Below are 16,904 nucleotides of genomic sequence, written 5' to 3'. Positions count from 1 at the left end.
GTCTTTAACTATGATCAATCGACTGAACAAAAGCAAATGATAAAAAGACGATTCCAATTTTTTTGAAAGTCATTAAAAGGCTCTACTGATACTTTGATAAATAAGGGATGAAATTTTCAAAAATATATCGTATAATGTAAAGCACTGAAAAGTTGCGACCTTCAACTCGTAGATGATTTCAGAAAATCTAATTGAAATGATGGTGATACCATGAAAGACAACAGCAAGACACGTGTTGTCGTTGGGATGAGTGGCGGTGTCGACTCATCTGTAACAGCACTTTTACTAAAGGAACAAGGCTACGACGTCATTGGGATCTTTATGAAAAACTGGGATGACACGGATGAAAATGGTGTATGTACAGCTACGGAAGATTATAAGGATGTAGCGAAAGTTGCTTCACAAATCGGGATTCCTTATTATTCTGTCAATTTTGAAAAAGAATATTGGGATCGTGTATTTGAATATTTCTTAGCTGAATACCGAGCAGGACGGACACCTAATCCAGATGTGATGTGTAATAAAGAAATCAAATTTAAAGCATTTTTAGATTATGCGATGGATCTAGGTGCTGAATACGTAGCGACTGGGCATTATGCGCAAGTAGTGCGTGACGAAAATGGCGTAGCACATATGCTTCGCGGTGTAGATAACAACAAAGATCAAACTTATTTCTTAAGCCAATTGTCACAAGAACAATTAGCGAAAACAATGTTCCCACTAGGTGGTATGGAAAAAACACAAGTACGTGAAATTGCGGAACGTGCAGGTTTAGCAACTGCTAAAAAGAAAGATTCCACTGGGATTTGTTTTATAGGCGAAAAGAATTTTAAACAATTTTTAAGTAATTATTTACCAGCTAAAAAAGGAAATATGGTGACACTTGATGGAGAAGTCAAAGGTCAACATGCTGGATTGATGTATTACACGATCGGTCAAAGACAAGGCCTAGGGATTGGTGGTGGCGGTGCATCACAAGAACCTTGGTTTGTAGTCGGAAAAGATCTTGCAACGAATACGTTATATGTAGGACAAGGATTTCATCATCCTGCCTTATATGCAACAAGCCTTGATGCGAGCGAAATCCATTTTACAACGAATGAACCAATGCCAAAGGAATTTAAATGTACAGCTAAATTCCGCTACCGCCAACAAGATGTGCCGGTAACGGTTCGGTTATTAGAAGGCGATCGTGCCGAAGTGATTTTTGATGAACCTGTACGGGCGATCACACCAGGTCAAGCTGTCGTCTTTTATGATGGAATGGAGTGCCTTGGTGGTGGCTTGATTGATCATGCCTACAACAAAGAAAAAGTCTTGCAATATGTGTAAATCTTGCTTGCGAACAGCTCTTTGAACAACTTTCTTTTGTTAGAAGAACAAGAAAAGAGTTAAGACAAGTTTAGTTCTGAGAAATAAGCCGAAGAATCCGAAAATAGTTTCGCCTATTTTTGGTATTCCTCGGCTTTTTTTGCTAGAGTGTCTTCTGAAATATCAGTAAGAGGTTTTTGAAGCAAAGAGTTTTCAGATTTTTGTCTAATAATTTTTTCTGAAGAAAACAGTGTCAGGCGACTTTTTCAACAGGCGGTTCTATCTATTTGAAAGCGTTATTTTTAAAAAGAGAGTATAATAAAAAAGGAAACCGACCGTTTATCTCATTTACATGGCATCTAGGATTAGGAGAGACGAATGGTTCTTGGTTTGTTTGAGTATCAACGAATAGAAAGTAGTGAATCAAAAATATTGAAGAAAGCAAAAGGAGCGAAAAAGATGGAAATCACACATTTTGGACTGGAAGAATGGTTGAATAAGTGGGAAAAAGAAGCAGTATATGACCTTGCACAAAGTTCCATCGAAGCACTGACGTTAGAAGAACTGATTGGGTTAGACGGAACGACAGTTACTGATTTTTTTCAATCTTTGAGTAAAACGTCGTTGGATTATGGGTGGAGCGAGGGGACGGCAACTTTCAAAAAAGAAGTCGCTTCTTTGTATCAATCGCTTTCTTCAGAAAACATTATTCAAACCAATGGGGCGACTGGGGCGAACCTTTTGGCGCTGTATGGATTGATTGAACCAGGAGATCATGTGGTCTCCATGTTGCCAACCTATCAGCAATTGTATGACTTACCCAAATCTTTAGGTGCAACTGTTGATTTCGTACCACTCACAGAAGAAGAGGAATGGCGTTTTGATAGTGTGAAATTAGTTGATGTGATCCAACCAAATACTAAAATGATTTGTTTAAACAGTGCCAATAATCCAACAGGTACATTGTTGGATCGCCAAACATTGGAAGAAATTATCGAAATTGCCGAAAAAGTCGATGCGTATATTTTGATGGATGAGGTGTATGCCCCATTAGCAGGGGGAGATTTTGTCTCAATCGTGGATCTGTATGACAAGGGGATTACGACTAATTCATTGTCAAAGACTTATTCTGTTCCTGGTATACGCATCGGCTGGGTAGCAGCGAATCAAGAAATCATTGAGCGTTTAAGAAAATACCATACCTATTTAGTACTTAGCGGTGGTGTTTTGTCAGATGCATTAGCGGTTCACGCACTGAGGAATAAAGAAAAGATCCTTGCACGAAATAAAAAAATCGTTTCGGAGAATTTAGCCATCGTTGAAAAATGGCTGGCTGATGAACCAAATGTCCAATTAGTGTTGCCGAATCACGTGTCAACGTCATTCATTCGCTTGAACATAACAGAAGATGATGAGCAATTTTGTATTGATCTTCTGAGAGAAACTGGTGTCTTACTGGTCCCAGGTAGTGCCTATGGGGTGCCTCAACATGCGCGCTTAGGGTATTGTTGCAGGAAAGAAACATTAGAAAAAGGGTTAGCCTTACTTTCAGAATATCTAAAAGAACGTGGAAATAACAAAGCTTGAGAAATTGAAGAGATCTCCAAACGTTAGATTTTTTGGTCTATCTTTTGGAGGTCTCTTTAATTTAAGGTGTGTTTTTATCAATTTTGTTAGGAATAAAATAATTATTTTTGATGTTGCCAAACACGCTCTTTTTTATTTTTTGTTCTTCAAATTTTTTATAATATAAGTGATAGAGAGGACTACTAAAATAATAACTAAAAATGTAAAAATAAGTCTAAAAGATAACACGAGTTTTATAATTAAATTCCCCATTTTAATTATTCTCCTTTTTATAAAAAAGCTTTATTTTACTACAAGAGAGCGTTTTCTTTGTATATTTTTTAATAAGTGTTATTATAACCTTGTGGAAAATAATATCATATACTATAGGAGGAATGCAAATGTTTTTTAGGAAGATGGTTGGATTAGGAATATTAAGTGTTACAGCTTTAACATGTTTTAATGGTGTTACTAATGTTCATGCTTCAGATATAATTTCATCACAAGCCAATGAACCATTAGAATTAAGTCTTGATAATGTTTATAATTTGGAACAAAAAACTTCAAGAATAAGCAAATATGTGTTTGAAACAAAAAATTATACTAATAACAGAACGACAAGCACATTTGAAAAGATTCAGGTAGATTTTACGGATGCAGTATTTTATGATGAAGAGGGAAATATAGTCAATAAAAATAGTGTAATAGAAAATATCGCAAAGGATATTGAAGACTCTCAAAATACAAATCAAAAACGTAGTACTTGGAGAGAAGGTGGAAGTTGGACTAGCGGATCTGGGTATTCTATTTGTAAAGGGACAGCTATTCATGGATTTTCATTTGGGTTTGAATTAGTTTTTAAAGCTGATTATACAAGTGTGCAAGGTGGATATGATCAAATTGATAGAATCTATGGTGTAAACTTTGCTGGTTTTGGCTCTTGGTCTCCGATTTCTAGTGGGATATTTAGAAAAAAAGAACAAGCAGGTTATTCAGCATATGGTGGAGTAAAAGGTGCCTTGTCTAGCAATGGGCTCACTAAGTCAATGTACCTTTATCTTCGAGTAGGTAATGATACTGCTTGGATTGACAGTAATATGTAAAATGATCATTCATTTATAACTTAGAAAATATAAAATTTATGAGTGTGGAACAATAATCCTTTCTCAAAAAGAAGATAAGTCTAATTTTGATTTATAACATCAAAATTAGACTTATCTTTCCTATTATTGACACCTTGTCCTTTATTTTCCAAATTTTATCAATCTAAATCGATATCAATCGTTGCTCCTTGTTTCCAAATGTAAATAAAAGCAATGGAACGCCAATTGAGCTTTTGGGGGTCTCTTCAATCTGGAATATGACGATAGTTCTTGTTTATCCAGATTGACTATTAGTAAGCAATCAATGTCCATGAGGTTGTGTGTGTTTGTCTGAAGAAAGGACAGGTGTATCGGATGTTTCTGATGAGTCAACAAGCTCATTGTCATGGATTTCTTGTGTGTTACGACGTACTAGTAAGAAGTTCACTAAAACAAGTAAAGAAGTGGAAAGAAAGACTCCTCGGTAACCAAACACGCTTGAAACGCTCGAACCAATCATTGGACCAACGACATTCCCAGTTGCTTGGAAGGATTGATTGTAGCTAAAAATCCGACCGGCGGCGTGATGTGGGGAATATTTGGTGATCAAAGCTTGGACAGCTGGAAGCAAACAAGCATCTGAAATACCGATCAAAAAACGCAACGCAGCCAGTTCCCAGACATTCGTCACAAAGGCCATTGGGATATAAACTAAAATTGCAAATCCTAAGCCAATGGCTAAAATACGTTCACTCCCGATTTTATCGCCTAAGCGACCAAAACGAGGAGCGGCGATCAATGTGGCAATTCCTGGGATCGAAGCAATGATCCCACTAATCAGCGTGACACTGCCATGTCCATTTAGTAATTGACGAATATATAAACTAATGATTGGGCTAATAGAATTATTCGAAGCTTGAATAATCATTGTTGTGACGAACATACCAATCACGACATGGGGATATTTCAATTCTTTGAATATTTGTTTGGCAGAAGCCATATTTTCCTTTTTAATAGGTACAAATGTTTCATGAACAAAGAAAAGACTTAATAAAAAGACGAAAAATAAAATGATTCCTGTGATGAAGAAAGTTGGACGATAACCAAATGCTGAGGCTGAAATCCCCCCAAGTAAAGGACCAAGCAACGTTCCTGTGACGGAACCAGTAGCCAATGTTCCTAGGACTTGACCACTTTTTTCTTTCGGCGTACCAGTAGCGACAAGGGCAGTAGCATTACTGATGTAACCAGAAAAGATCCCTTGTAACAACCGAAGTGCAACGAGTTGATACACACTGGTCACACAACCCATCAAGGCAATAACGACAGCCATCCCTAAGGAAGCACGCAAGAGCATCAATTTTCTGCCTTTCTGATCGGCTAATTTGCCCCACCAAGGAGAAATCAATGTGGTGACGAAGAACGTAGAAGAAAAGGTCAACCCACTCCAAAAATTCAATTGCGACGTACTATAGTTACCTAACGTATCTATGTATAGTGACATAAACGGCATGACTAAGCTAAACCCAATTCCTGCCATAAAAGTCCCAAACCATAAGACAAATAAGTTTTGTTCCCAAGTTTCTCTTTTCCTAAATAATTTTTCTTTGATGCGTGTGGTCACTGTTATGTCCTTCTTTCTGAAAATTTTCATTTACATTCGCTTATTATAAACTACAATGTGTAGTTTATCAATGGAAGCCTCTTTTTTAAGTTCGTTTTTCATGGTAAACTAAAGTTGTTAAGTAGTTAACATACGAGAGGAACAACGAAATGAAAAAAAGAAATCTATCTCAAGAAAAAATCATCGCTTGCTTTCGTGGACTAGCGGAAGAGATGGATGTTCAACAAGTCACTTTTCAACACCTGGCTAAGGCGCTAGACGTCAAGTCTCCTTCCCTCTATAATCATTTTAAAAATATGCGTGATGTAAAGACCGCATTAACTGCAAAATTATTACAAGAGTTAAACGATGCGTTGCGTCGTTCTTTGGTTGGAAAAAGCGGAGCAGAGGCGCTGCGTGTCTATGCACAAGTCTATCAGTCTTTTGCCTTTGCGAACCAGGCCGTTTACGAGTTACTGATCAGTGTCCCTCACACCAATGAGGAGATTTTGTTAGAAGGAATCTATGAAACGAACCAGATCATTCTACAATTATTTGATGCCTTTGACTTGACCCGAAAAGAAAAAACGCATCGCAGCAGAGAATTGCGAAGTATCATCCATGGCTATTTGTCTTTACGATTTTTAGGCTATTTCACAAAGGAAGCAACTGTGTCTCCTGAAGAGAGTTATTCTTGGATGATCAATGACTTTATTGCCACTTTACCAAGTAAATAAGTAGTACGTTTCTTTAAAATAGACAAATTCATAAAATGTCCCTTTTATAAGAGAAATTTCTTGCAACTTTCTTGAAAAGTGTCTAAGATGAGTCTAGTAAAATCGTAGAGAAGGAGCACGAGTATGTATCAAGTAGTGACAATGTTCGGAGATAATGAGCCTTGGTGGTTCTTTGAGAATTGGGAAGAGGATATCGAAGTAGAAGAAACATTTGATTCTTTTGAAGAAGCACAGGTTAATTATGAACAAAAATGGCTTGCAATCAAAAATAAATACGAATATATCCATGCAAAAAGCAACTTTCTAAGTGCCTTCTGGAATGACGGAGACGAGCGCTGGTGTGAAGAATGTGATGATGATCTTCAACAATATAAAGGGTTAGCCTTATTGAAAAATCATCAGCCAATCACTTTAGAAAGCAGAAAGGAATTTTATGAAACAACTAATTCTAGCGGAAAAACCAAGCGTTGCGAAAGACCTAAGCAAGGTGCTTGGTGCTAATCAAAAACACAAAAATTATTACGAAGGACCCAAGGTGATCGTTACTTGGGCCCTTGGTCATTTGTTAGGGCTGAAAATGCCTGAAGACCTCAATAAAGAATGGCAAAGTTGGCAAATGGAAACGTTGCCGATGATTCCTAAAAATTTAGGAATCAAACCACTGCCTAAAACAGGTCACCAATTAAAAACAATCAAGCAATTGGCGCAACGTAAAGATGTGTCAGAGGCTGTGATCGCTACGGATGCCGGAAGAGAAGGGGAATTGGTTGCTCGGTGGATCTTGGAATATGTCCGCTTCAATAAACCAGTGAAACGTCTTTGGATTTCTTCCCAAACAGATAAAGCAATCAAGACAGGATTCAAACAATTGAAGCCCGCAAAAGACTATGATGCACTTTACTATTCGGCGCTAGCTAGAGCAAAGGCTGACTGGTTAGTAGGATTGAACGTGACACGGGCGCTGACTGTGAAGTATCAAGATAATCTATCTGCTGGTCGAGTTCAAACTCCAACACTCGCATTGGTTAGAACACAAGAACGGAAAATTGAGACATTTAGACCACAAACCTATTTTTCAATTTTATTAGATGTGCAAAAACAACAAGCAAAGATGGTTCAAAAAAATCAATTCGCATTGAAATCTCATGAAGAAGCTCAATCATTAGTGAAAGAGTTAGCTAAAAATAAAGGGACTGTGACAGCCATCCAAGAAAAAGTAAAAGTGGAGCCGGCACCATTACCTTATGATCTAACGGAGATCCAGCGAGAAGCAAACCAACGTTATGGCTACTCTGCTAAAAAAACTTTGGGACTGGTCCAAAGTTTATATGAAACGCATAAAATCGTGACGTACCCTCGTACAGATAGCAAATATCTGACGAGTGATATGAAAAGTACGATGAAAGAGCGTTTACAGGCGGTCAGCGATTTTTCTCCAGAAGTGAAACAGTATTTAAAAAATGGGGCAGTTGTTCGACAAACAAAAGTCTTCCAAGACAGTAAAGTCACTGATCACCATGCGTTATTACCAACTGAAAATCGTCCACGCTATGAGAAACTTAGCAACGAAGAACAAAAAATCTATCAGATGATTGTTACTCGATTCTTAGGATTATTCGCTGAACCACACAAAATCAGTCAAACAAAAGTGACTGTGACATTTGGCAAAGAACAATTTGTATTCCATCAAAATCAAGTCCTTCAAGCTGGTTGGAAAGATGTCAGTCAAAAGGAGAGCAATGAAGTGGACTGGATGGAGGGAATGCGTATCCAACCAGAATTTACGATCAAGAAAGAACTATCGGCACCGCCTAAGCCTTTGACAGAGGCGAGTTTACTAGGACTTATGGAAAAACATAGTTTAGGAACACCGGCAACTCGCGCCGAAATCATTGAAAAGTTGATCAAATCGGAATTGATGGAACGAACACCGCAAGGCTTGCAAGTCTCACCAAAAGGGAAGCAATTATTGGAATTAGTCAATCCTTCCTTAGTGACCCCTGATTTAACAGAAAGTTGGGAGAAAGACTTAGAAGCGATTGCAGCGGGGCAAAAACAAGCTAGCCAATTTTTAAGGGGCATTGAAAAAGAAACAAAACGATTGGTACAAGAAATCAAAACAAGTAAACAATCTTACCAAGATTTCTCGATCACACAGAAAAAATGTCCAGACTGCGGTTCCAATCTTAGAGAAAAAAATACTCGAGATGGCAAAATCTATGTCTGCACGAATCAAGATTGTCATTACCGTAGAAGAAAAGATCCAAAAGTCTCGAACCATCGTTGTCCACAATGTCATCGGAAAATGGAGATCATCGAAGGCAAAAATGGCGCTTATTTCCGTTGTAAATATGATGGGACGACCGAAAAAATGTTAGATAAAAAAGAACAAAAGAAAAAAATGACGAAGCACGAAGAACGTCGTTTATTGAAAAAGTACACGCAAGCAGAAGAACCGGAAGAAAGCCCACTTGCTGCAGCTTTAAAAGCAGCAATGAAGAAATAGCGTGTCGTTTGTTGAAAATCAGCAATGGTTTTTGAGACCACTATTGTATGTTAAAAAATGGTGATTGGTTTCAAGTGATTGCTGTTTATATAACATGGTTTAGAATGTGAAAGAAGCTTAGTCTGAGACATAAGTCATGAGGTTCCTCTTAGAAATTGTTGTTTTTACGTACAATTTTAGGAGGAACCTCATTTTTTGTATGTTGGGTTTTTTATCACAAATAGCCGTGCTTATAAATCTTCGTAGATAGGTGGATGTTCAAGGTATTCTAAAATCTTGATGAAATCTAAAAATGATAAGATCAATGTTGTCGTGTTGACATTTGGATGAAATCCTACGGTAGAGGTTTGATCAATGGCTGAGTCAATGACTACTTGAATCGCTTTTTCTTGATCATGCATCAATGCAAAAGGTGTAACAGTACCGGGAGCTACCCCTAATAAATCAAGGAGCTGTTCTTCTGAAAGAAAAGACAAACGCTTCTCATTCAGATGTTCTGCAAGTTGTTTCAAATTTGCCTGCTTTTCATCAGGTAAGATAACAAGATAAATTTGTTTCCCTTTTTTTGCTTTTAACACGAGATTCTTCACTTGAGGTCCTGGTAGTGTAAATGGCAGATTTTTGACAGAAGTAATCGGTGGATGATCCACCTTTTGATAGGAAATGCCTAGTAAATCAAGTAATTGATAGGCTTCTTTTTCAGTAGCAAAAACCATCGATTGATCGCTTCCTTTCTTTTTCTTTCATTCATTATAAAAAAATAATTGACAAAAGAAAAATAATCGTGTAAATTACACGTAAGTTAAAATCAACGACATCGAAAAGAAGAGTAGCGATTAAATGTTTGAAGAGAGTCTCTGGCAGGTGGAAAGAGATAGCAGTTAATGGTGAAACACATCTTGGAGTCGATTTTCTGAAATACAGTAGGAAAATCCGGGAAGCCCGTTACAGCTGCGGTCATTGTTTGATGACCAGATAAGGTTAGTTTCCGTGAGGGACTAGCAAAAAAAGGTGGAACCACGTAATTTACGTCCTTTGGTCATTTGACCGAAGGACGTTTTTTTTTTATTTTCGTGTGAAGTAAATGTCCAACAACAATTACTTTTGTTTTACCTCATTTTCTGGAATGACTGCGTGAGGTTTCTTTTGTGAAAAAGAAACAAACAGAGGTGGGAACACGTGTAATGCGTCCTCTTGACGAGAGTCAAGGGGATTTTTTTATTTAAAAGGAGGAAGAAAAAAATGAATTATTTGCTGGAAGTCATGCCACAACTATTAGTAGGGGCTCTTACAACGTTGAAATTATTTATTTTTACCTTGATTGGTTCATTGCCATTAGGGATCATTTTAGCATTAGGGTTGTCTTTACATTTTAAACCAATTCGTTATATCTTGCAGACCTATGTCTGGGTCATGCGTGGTACACCGTTATTACTACAATTGATTTTTGTTTTTTATGGATTGCCAACGATCGGGATCGTCTTTGACCGTTTTGAGGCAGCATTATTGGCTTTTGTTTTAAATTATGCCGCTTATTTTGCTGAGATTTTTCGTGGGGGGATTCAATCGATTCCCCAAGGACAATATGAAGCTGCGCAAGTGTTACAGTTGAGTCCTTTTCAAACCGTCACAAAAATCATTATCCCACAAGTGACAAAAATCGTTTTACCATCGGTTGGGAACGAAGTGATTAACTTAGTGAAAGACTCTTCATTGATCTATATCTTAGGACTAGGAGACGTTATGCGAGCAGGGAAGATTGCGATGGAACGTGATGCAACATTGCTACCATTACTAGGTGTGGCTTTCATCTATCTAGCACTAACCGGGATCTTAACGATCATCATGAAACAAGTAGAAGGAAAATTAAACTATTATCGCTAGGAGGAATGGACATGATTGAATTAAAGAAAGTAAATAAAGCATTTGGAGAAAAGAAAGTAATCAACGCGTTAGATCTAGTCATTCCAGATGGTCAAACCATGGCGATCGTCGGTCCTTCTGGTGGAGGGAAAACGACACTTTTGAGAATCTTAGCAGGATTGGAAAAAGCAGACAGTGGGGAATTTTATCTGGATGGTGTAGCCTTTGACCCATTTGAATTGAAAACGAAAGAGCAAGTCGTAGGTGTTGTTTTCCAAGATTTTCAACTGTTTCCACACTTAAGTATTTTTGACAATATCACTTTAGCGCCTAAAATGGTGTTGAAGCAATCGAAAGAAACGTATACGAAAAAAGCACAGGAATTAGCCGATTCACTTGGGATCAGTGATTTACTCAACAACTATCCTTATCAATTATCTGGCGGTCAAAAACAACGGGTAGCGATCGCACGTGCCTTGGCAATGAATCCTCGAGTTCTTGCTTATGATGAACCGACAAGTGCCTTAGACCCTGAGCTGCGACAACAAGTAGAAAACTTGATCGTCTCATTGAAGGCAGAAGGTGTGACACAAATCATCGTAACCCATGATTTGGTGTTTGCGGAAAATGTGGGAGATCAACTCGTGAAGGTCATCCCAAACAAGTAAGAAGGAGGGACACTTGATGAAAAAAATCAGTTTGCTACTTGCGATAGTTGCAGGGATCGTCTTTCTTTCTGGTTGTAGGAATGAAAAGACAGATAAAGACAATTGGTCAACGATTCAATCAGAAAAAAAGATCATCATCGGGTTAGATGACACCTTTGTACCGATGGGGTTTCGTGATAAAGAAGGAAAACTAACAGGTTTTGATATTGACCTTGCTAGAGCAGTTTTTAGAGAATATGACATCAAAGTCGTTTTCCAACCCATTGACTGGTCCATGAAAGAGTTTGAATTGAATAATGGGACGATTGATCTCATTTGGAATGGGTATACTAAAACAGCTGAAAGAGCAAAAAAAGTCCAATTTTCAAAACCTTATATGCAAAACGAACAAGTCCTGATCACTACGAAAAAATCAGGGATCACCAGCTTTGCTCAAATGAAGGACAAAATCCTAGGAGCTCAAAATGGTTCTTCTGGTTATGATGCCTTTATCAAACAACCAAAAATATTAAAAGATATTGTAAAAAATCAGGATGCTGTTTTATATGATAGCTTTAATGAAGCATTGATCGATTTGAAGAGTGGACGGATCGATGGGTTATTGATGGATAAAGTATATGCTGGTTATTACTTGAAGCAAAAAAATGAGTTGGATCAGTTCAATATGATCAAAGGGGATTATCAAAGCGAAGATTTTGTCGTGGGTGCCCGAAAGAAAGACAAGGAATTAGTGAAGAAAATCAATGAAGGGATTGCGGAATTAGAAAAAACAGGAGAATTCCAACAAATCTCAGACAAATGGTTTGGTGAAGACGTGACACCCGTTCAGAAGTAAACAGGCAATCTAACATCATTGAGTGTCTTAAAAAGAAGCGTGGTAATTTGAGTGTCTCTCAGTTCACACGATGAAACCTATGAAATTAACCTGCGCCAAATGAATAAGCAAGAATTTTTGAAACACATATTTTAAAAAATTCTTGCTTATTTTTTGTCTGAAAAATTCCAATGATCATAAAATTGTTCAATGATTGATTTCTCCTTTTGTATTGAAAGGGGTTTCGTGTTATCCTTTTTTAGTAAGGATTGAAGCAAGAAAGGAAGAGATTGATGGAACACCAAAAATTAACTGAATTTCCCCAAGATTTTCTTTGGGGATCAGCCTCAGCGGCTTATCAAGTTGAAGGAGCCTGGCAAGAAGACGGCAAAGGAGAATCGGTCTGGGATCGTTTTGTCCGTATTCCAGGGAAAACTTTTAAAGGAACAAACGGCGATCTAGCGGTTGATCACTATCATCGCTTTAAAGAAGATATTGCTTTAATGAAAGAACAAGGATTGAAAGCGTATCGTTTTTCAGTTGCTTGGACTCGCATTTTTCCTAATGGTCGTGGGGAAATCAATCAAGCAGGGTTAGCTTTTTATGAAGAGCTGATCGACGAGTTGATTGAAAACGGGATTGAACCAATGTTGACATTGTATCATTGGGATCTTCCACAAGCCTTGCAAGATGAGTATGCAGGTTGGGAATCACGCCAAATCATTGAAGATTTCACTAATTATGCTGAAACATTATTTAATGCTTTTCGAGGAAAAGTCCATTATTGGATCAGCTTGAATGAACAAAATATTTTTACTTCACTAGGCTATTTATTAGCTGCTCATCCACCAGGTGTTACTGATCCGAAACGGATGTATCAAGTGAACCATATTGCTAACTTAGCAAATGCAACAGTGATCAATAAGTTTCATGAATTAGGAATGCCAGGTAAAATCGGTCCAAGTTTTGCTTACACACCTAATTATCCAATCAACAGCGATCCTAAAAATATTTTAGCTGCAGAAAATGCGGAAGATTTGATGGCTCATTACTGGATGGATGTCTACATGTGGGGCAAGTACCCGATCGCCGCTATGAAATTTTTAGAAGAACGTGACTGGGCACCTGAAATGGTTGAAGGAGACGCAGAACTGCTTGAATCTGCTAAACCAGACTTCTTGGGGATCAACTATTATCAAACAGCGACTAATGCCTTTAATCCGTTGGATGGTGTAGGAGCTGGCAAAATGAATACCACTGGGAAAAAAGGATCTTCTGAAGAAACAGGCGTCCCAGGGATGTACAAAAAAGTCGACAATCCTTTCGTTGAACGTACGAATTGGGATTGGGAGATCGACCCAGAAGGATTGAGGATCGCTTTAAGAAGGATTACGAGTCGCTACCGGATGCCTGTATTGATTACTGAAAATGGTTTAGGGGAATACGATGAATTGACAGAGGACAAAAAGATCCACGATGAGTATCGTATCGCTTACCTTTCAAGTCATGTCAAAGCGATTAAAGAAGCGATCTCAGATGGTGCTGAAGTCCTTGGCTATTGTACGTGGTCTTACACTGATCTGTTAAGTTGGTTGAATGGCTACCAAAAACGTTATGGATTTGTTTATGTCGATCAAGATGAAACTCAAGCAGGATCATTGGATCGCTACAAGAAAGATAGTTACTATTGGTACCAACAAGTGATCAAAGAAAATGGCTCAACGATCTGACCTTTTTGATAGTAAACGTTCAGGGAAATAAAGCGTGATCGCTTTTTTCTAAAAATAGAAGCAGTGAGGATAAAACTTTCCAGCTTCATTGAGTTCACTGAATGAACCAAATGAATTGAATGAACCGAAATTCCCAAAAACTTTCTTGGTTTTTGTGGAATTTCGGTTTTTTTATCATAGTTTCTCGATAGGGGTGCAGGACCTAGCCATTGGTTATTTGAAAAAGTTTCTTAAAGTATTTGGCATAAATACAGTGTTCGAAAAGAAAAACTTTAAACTTAGAAACAAAACTTTTGTTCCCTCGCTTTTTTTTGTATAATGGAACTTGATGAAATGAGGGATAAAAATGGCAAAGAAAAAACGTCCTGCAAAGAAAAAGAAAAAGACGAAAAAGCAACAACAGCAGCAGGAACAACTTCTTGCGATCAGTATCGGATTTGCATTGATCTTATTTGCCGTATTTGGCTTTTTAAAACTAGGTTTTTTAGGTATTTTAGTGGCAAATGGTTTTCGGATCATTGCAGGGAACACTTATCAGCTTCTCTGTATATTATTAGCTATTTTAGGTTTTTGGGTCGTTGTAAAAAATACCGATTTTAAAATCGGTAAAAGCCGTCGATGGTTTGGAGGCATTCTTTTTTACTTAGGAATTCTTCTCTTTTTACATGCCCATCTATTCGGAAAACTCCATAGTGGCGAACCAAACATTCTAGGAACCACTTGGGATCTGTTAGCAAGTGACATCCAGCATGCTCGAGTCAGCAGTAATGTTGGTGGTGGGATGGTTGGAGCAGCACTCTATAATTTTACGTATTTCTTGATTGCTCAACCTGGTAGTTACTTTGTTGCCATTTTATTATTAATAAGTGGTGCAATTTTATTTAGCAATATCGAAGGCTATCAATTAGTCAATAGCTTGCAAGTGATGGGAGAACGAATGCAAGAACTGCTGGAAGGAGATCCTGCAAAGCAAGCGAAGAAACAAGCGGCGAAAGAAGAACGGCAAAAGCAACGAGCGAAAGCACGAGAAGAGAAAAAATTAGCAGCAAAAGAAGCGGCAGAAGCTGAGATTGCTGAGCTGGAAAAACGTCGTTCCGCTGAACAACAAGCAAAGTCTGCGCCTTCTTATGAAAAAATAGCAGATGATGAACCAGAACAACTCAGTTTTGTACCGATCGATAGTTTTCAAGGAACTGTCCCATCTGCGACAATGGATATGCCAAAAGCAGAGCCAACGGTCACAACGCCTACTGCATCTGAACCGTTAGAAGCAGAGAGCTTAGAAGATGATGGGACAGCATTAGAATTTGAAATCGAAGCAGAGCAGGAAAATCAAGATTATGAGTTACCGTCAATCGATTTACTCGATTCAGTAAAAACGACGGATCAAAGTGACGAGTATAAAAAAATCGAGAAAAATATCGGAGTCTTGGAACAAACTTTTCAAAGTTTTGGCGTAGATGCGAAAGTTGTTAAAGCAAGTTTAGGACCCTCTGTGACAAAATTTGAAGTCCAACCAGCAGTGGGTGTCAAAGTAAGTAAAATCGTCAGTTTAACGGATGACATTGCATTAGCATTAGCGGCTAAAGATGTTCGGATGGAAGCACCGATCCCAGGTAAATCATTGATCGGAATCGAAGTACCGAATAGCAAGATCAGCATGGTGTCATTTAGAGAAATCATCGAAGCGCAACCCAATCATCCAGATAAGCTGTTAGAAGTACCATTAGGAAGAGATGTTTCTGGGCGAGTCCAAACCGCAGACCTTTCTAAAATGCCTCACTTATTAGTAGCCGGATCGACAGGTAGTGGGAAATCGGTAGCAATCAATGGGATCATTACCAGCATTTTGATGCGAGCAAAACCCCATGAAGTCAAATTGATGATGATCGACCCCAAAATGGTGGAATTGAACATGTACAATGGGATTCCTCATCTTTTGACGCCAGTTGTGACTAACCCGAGAAAAGCTGCTCAAGCGTTGCAGAAAGTTGTTCAAGAAATGGAAGAACGTTATGAAAAATTCGCTGCTACTGGTGTTAGAAATATTACTGGTTATAATGAATTTGTCCAACAAAAAAACTTGGAAAATGGAACGAAACATCCTACCTTGCCATTTATCGTGGTGATCGTGGATGAATTAGCTGACTTGATGATGGTTGCCAGCAATGAAGTCGAAGATGCTATTATTCGTTTGGCACAAATGGCACGGGCAGCGGGAATCCATATGATTTTAGCGACCCAACGTCCAAGTGTGGATGTTATCACAGGGATCATCAAAGCGAATGTTCCTTCTCGTATGGCATTTGCAGTCTCAAGTGGAACGGACTCACGTACGATCATTGACTCCAATGGTGCGGAAAAGCTTCTCGGACGTGGGGATATGCTCTTCTTGCCAATGGGTGAAAACAAACCGATACGGGTTCAAGGTGCGTTTATTTCTGACCACGAAGTAGAACGAGTGGTCAACTTTGTAACAGATCAACAAGAAGCACATTATGAAGAAAAAATGATGCCTTCTGATGAAGTAGAATCAGGCGGTACCGCAGAACAACCACAAGATGAATTATTTGAAGAAGCTAAAGCACTTGTCATTGAAATGCAGACAGCAAGTATTTCATTATTGCAAAGAAGATTTAGAATTGGTTATAATCGGGCAGCACGCTTAGTCGATGAATTAGAAGCGCATGGCGTAGTAGGACCTTCAGAAGGAAGTAAGCCAAGAAAAGTCTTCATTGAGCAAGTCGAAGAACCAATGGATATGATGCCAACGGATCACGAAACATAGAAAAAGTGCGTATGTGCTTGTCAGTTCTAACAATGAAACCGAAGAAACGCCAAAAGTAATTTTGGGTGTTCTTCGGTTTTTTTATGAGATTGATCACTTATTCATAAAAATCAAAAAAACGATAGCTAAAAAAGGAGGAGCATTCATAAACAGCCTAAGATTTGGTATCTTTGTTTTGTGAACTATTGCATTAGTTGTTAGAATCAGTTATAGTATGTAGCGATACTTTGAAAAAA

At 38.2% G+C, this 16,904-nt stretch carries 13 protein-coding genes and 1 other annotated feature; of the genes, 11 read left to right on the top strand and 2 right to left on the bottom strand.

Annotation, left to right across the window (positions count from 1 at the left end; translation table 11 throughout):
* Positions 1–210: 210 nt before the first annotated feature.
* From mnmA to IGK21_RS10640, 3 genes are all read left to right on the top strand, one after another.
* Positions 211–1,332: a tRNA 2-thiouridine(34) synthase MnmA gene (gene mnmA, locus IGK21_RS10650; RefSeq protein ID WP_010720804.1), complete on the top strand. Its 1,122-nt coding sequence runs from the start codon at positions 211–213 to the stop codon at positions 1,330–1,332.
* 438 nt (positions 1,333–1,770) lie between these two features.
* Positions 1,771–2,898 carry an aminotransferase gene (locus tag IGK21_RS10645; RefSeq protein WP_034700652.1) on the top strand — a complete coding sequence of 376 codons (1,128 nt, stop codon included), beginning with the start codon at positions 1,771–1,773 and terminating at the stop codon, positions 2,896–2,898.
* A 380-nt stretch (positions 2,899–3,278) separates the two neighbouring features.
* Positions 3,279–3,980: a hypothetical protein gene (locus IGK21_RS10640; RefSeq protein WP_225792577.1), complete on the top strand. Its 702-nt coding sequence runs from the start codon at positions 3,279–3,281 to the stop codon at positions 3,978–3,980.
* Between the two features lie 301 nt (positions 3,981–4,281).
* Here the strand turns inward: IGK21_RS10640 and IGK21_RS10635 are convergent, their stop codons facing one another.
* Complete coding sequence (locus tag IGK21_RS10635) at positions 4,282–5,583, bottom strand: multidrug efflux MFS transporter (protein WP_010737145.1); 1,302 nt, start codon at positions 5,581–5,583, stop codon at positions 4,282–4,284.
* Between the two features lie 149 nt (positions 5,584–5,732).
* Between IGK21_RS10635 and IGK21_RS10630 the strand changes: the two genes are divergently transcribed.
* The 3 genes from IGK21_RS10630 to IGK21_RS10620 all read left to right on the top strand — a co-directional run bounded on the left by IGK21_RS10630 (position 5,733) and on the right by IGK21_RS10620 (position 8,805).
* Positions 5,733–6,299, top strand: coding sequence for a TetR/AcrR family transcriptional regulator (locus IGK21_RS10630; RefSeq protein ID WP_034700638.1), 567 nt, complete (start codon positions 5,733–5,735; stop codon positions 6,297–6,299).
* Between the two features lie 123 nt (positions 6,300–6,422).
* Positions 6,423–6,800, top strand: a complete 378-nt coding sequence (locus IGK21_RS10625; RefSeq protein WP_010720800.1) for a DUF1033 family protein — start codon at positions 6,423–6,425, stop codon at positions 6,798–6,800.
* Entirely contained in the window at positions 6,733–8,805 is a 2,073-nt protein-coding gene (locus tag IGK21_RS10620; RefSeq protein WP_080704624.1) for a DNA topoisomerase III, read from the top strand. Before IGK21_RS10625 ends, IGK21_RS10620 begins: the two co-directional genes overlap by 68 nt.
* 230 nt (positions 8,806–9,035) lie before the next feature.
* On the opposite strand, the gene IGK21_RS10615 is transcribed toward IGK21_RS10620, so the two are convergent.
* Complete coding sequence (locus IGK21_RS10615) at positions 9,036–9,521, bottom strand: prolyl-tRNA synthetase associated domain-containing protein (protein ID WP_034700635.1); 486 nt, start codon at positions 9,519–9,521, stop codon at positions 9,036–9,038.
* A gap of 92 nt (positions 9,522–9,613) precedes the next feature.
* Positions 9,614–9,844: a binding site (T-box leader), on the top strand.
* A 203-nt stretch (positions 9,845–10,047) separates the two neighbouring features.
* Here IGK21_RS10615 and IGK21_RS10610 point away from each other — a divergent pair.
* From IGK21_RS10610 to IGK21_RS10590, 5 genes are all read left to right on the top strand, one after another.
* Entirely contained in the window at positions 10,048–10,689 is a 642-nt protein-coding gene (locus IGK21_RS10610) for an amino acid ABC transporter permease (RefSeq protein WP_010720797.1), read from the top strand.
* Between the two features lie 11 nt (positions 10,690–10,700).
* Positions 10,701–11,336 (top strand): amino acid ABC transporter ATP-binding protein, encoded by a 636-nt coding sequence (locus IGK21_RS10605; RefSeq protein WP_034700633.1) that lies wholly within the window; start codon positions 10,701–10,703, stop codon positions 11,334–11,336.
* Positions 11,337–11,352: 16 nt separating this feature from the next.
* Positions 11,353–12,171 carry an amino acid ABC transporter substrate-binding protein gene (locus tag IGK21_RS10600; protein WP_010720795.1) on the top strand — a complete coding sequence of 273 codons (819 nt, stop codon included), beginning with the start codon at positions 11,353–11,355 and terminating at the stop codon, positions 12,169–12,171.
* A 272-nt stretch (positions 12,172–12,443) separates the two neighbouring features.
* On the top strand, positions 12,444–13,880 hold the full coding sequence (locus IGK21_RS10595) for a glycoside hydrolase family 1 protein (protein WP_181915100.1): 1,437 nt from the start codon (positions 12,444–12,446) through the stop codon (positions 13,878–13,880).
* Positions 13,881–14,226: 346 nt separating this feature from the next.
* The gene (locus tag IGK21_RS10590) at positions 14,227–16,668 is read left to right on the top strand and encodes a DNA translocase FtsK (RefSeq protein ID WP_034700630.1); all 2,442 of its coding nucleotides are present in this window, start codon (positions 14,227–14,229) and stop codon (positions 16,666–16,668) included.
* Positions 16,669–16,904 lie beyond the last annotated feature (236 nt).

This window comes from Enterococcus sp. DIV1421a, assembly GCF_051711025.1.
In the GTDB taxonomy this organism is placed as follows: domain Bacteria; phylum Bacillota; class Bacilli; order Lactobacillales; family Enterococcaceae; genus Enterococcus_B; species Enterococcus_B hirae.
The sequence above is the reverse complement of the archived record's forward strand: the minus strand, read 5'-3'. Positions and strand labels throughout refer to the sequence as shown.

Bases quoted from the DNA above. Each gene is read 5' to 3' on its own strand.
- IGK21_RS10625 (WP_010720800.1), top strand. From the start codon at position 6,423: ATGTATCAAGTAGTGACAATGTTCGGAGATAATGAGCCTTGGTGGTTC.
- mnmA (WP_010720804.1), top strand. From the start codon at position 211: ATGAAAGACAACAGCAAGACACGTGTTGTCGTTGGGATGAGTGGCGGT.
- IGK21_RS10620 (WP_080704624.1), top strand. From the start codon at position 6,733: ATGAAACAACTAATTCTAGCGGAAAAACCAAGCGTTGCGAAAGACCTA.
- IGK21_RS10615 (WP_034700635.1), bottom strand. From the start codon at position 9,521: ATGGTTTTTGCTACTGAAAAAGAAGCCTATCAATTACTTGATTTACTA.
- IGK21_RS10640 (WP_225792577.1), top strand. From the start codon at position 3,279: ATGTTTTTTAGGAAGATGGTTGGATTAGGAATATTAAGTGTTACAGCT.
- IGK21_RS10590 (WP_034700630.1), top strand. From the start codon at position 14,227: ATGGCAAAGAAAAAACGTCCTGCAAAGAAAAAGAAAAAGACGAAAAAG.
- IGK21_RS10595 (WP_181915100.1), top strand. From the start codon at position 12,444: ATGGAACACCAAAAATTAACTGAATTTCCCCAAGATTTTCTTTGGGGA.
- IGK21_RS10630 (WP_034700638.1), top strand. From the start codon at position 5,733: ATGAAAAAAAGAAATCTATCTCAAGAAAAAATCATCGCTTGCTTTCGT.
- IGK21_RS10605 (WP_034700633.1), top strand. From the start codon at position 10,701: ATGATTGAATTAAAGAAAGTAAATAAAGCATTTGGAGAAAAGAAAGTA.
- IGK21_RS10600 (WP_010720795.1), top strand. From the start codon at position 11,353: ATGAAAAAAATCAGTTTGCTACTTGCGATAGTTGCAGGGATCGTCTTT.
- IGK21_RS10645 (WP_034700652.1), top strand. From the start codon at position 1,771: ATGGAAATCACACATTTTGGACTGGAAGAATGGTTGAATAAGTGGGAA.
- IGK21_RS10610 (WP_010720797.1), top strand. From the start codon at position 10,048: ATGAATTATTTGCTGGAAGTCATGCCACAACTATTAGTAGGGGCTCTT.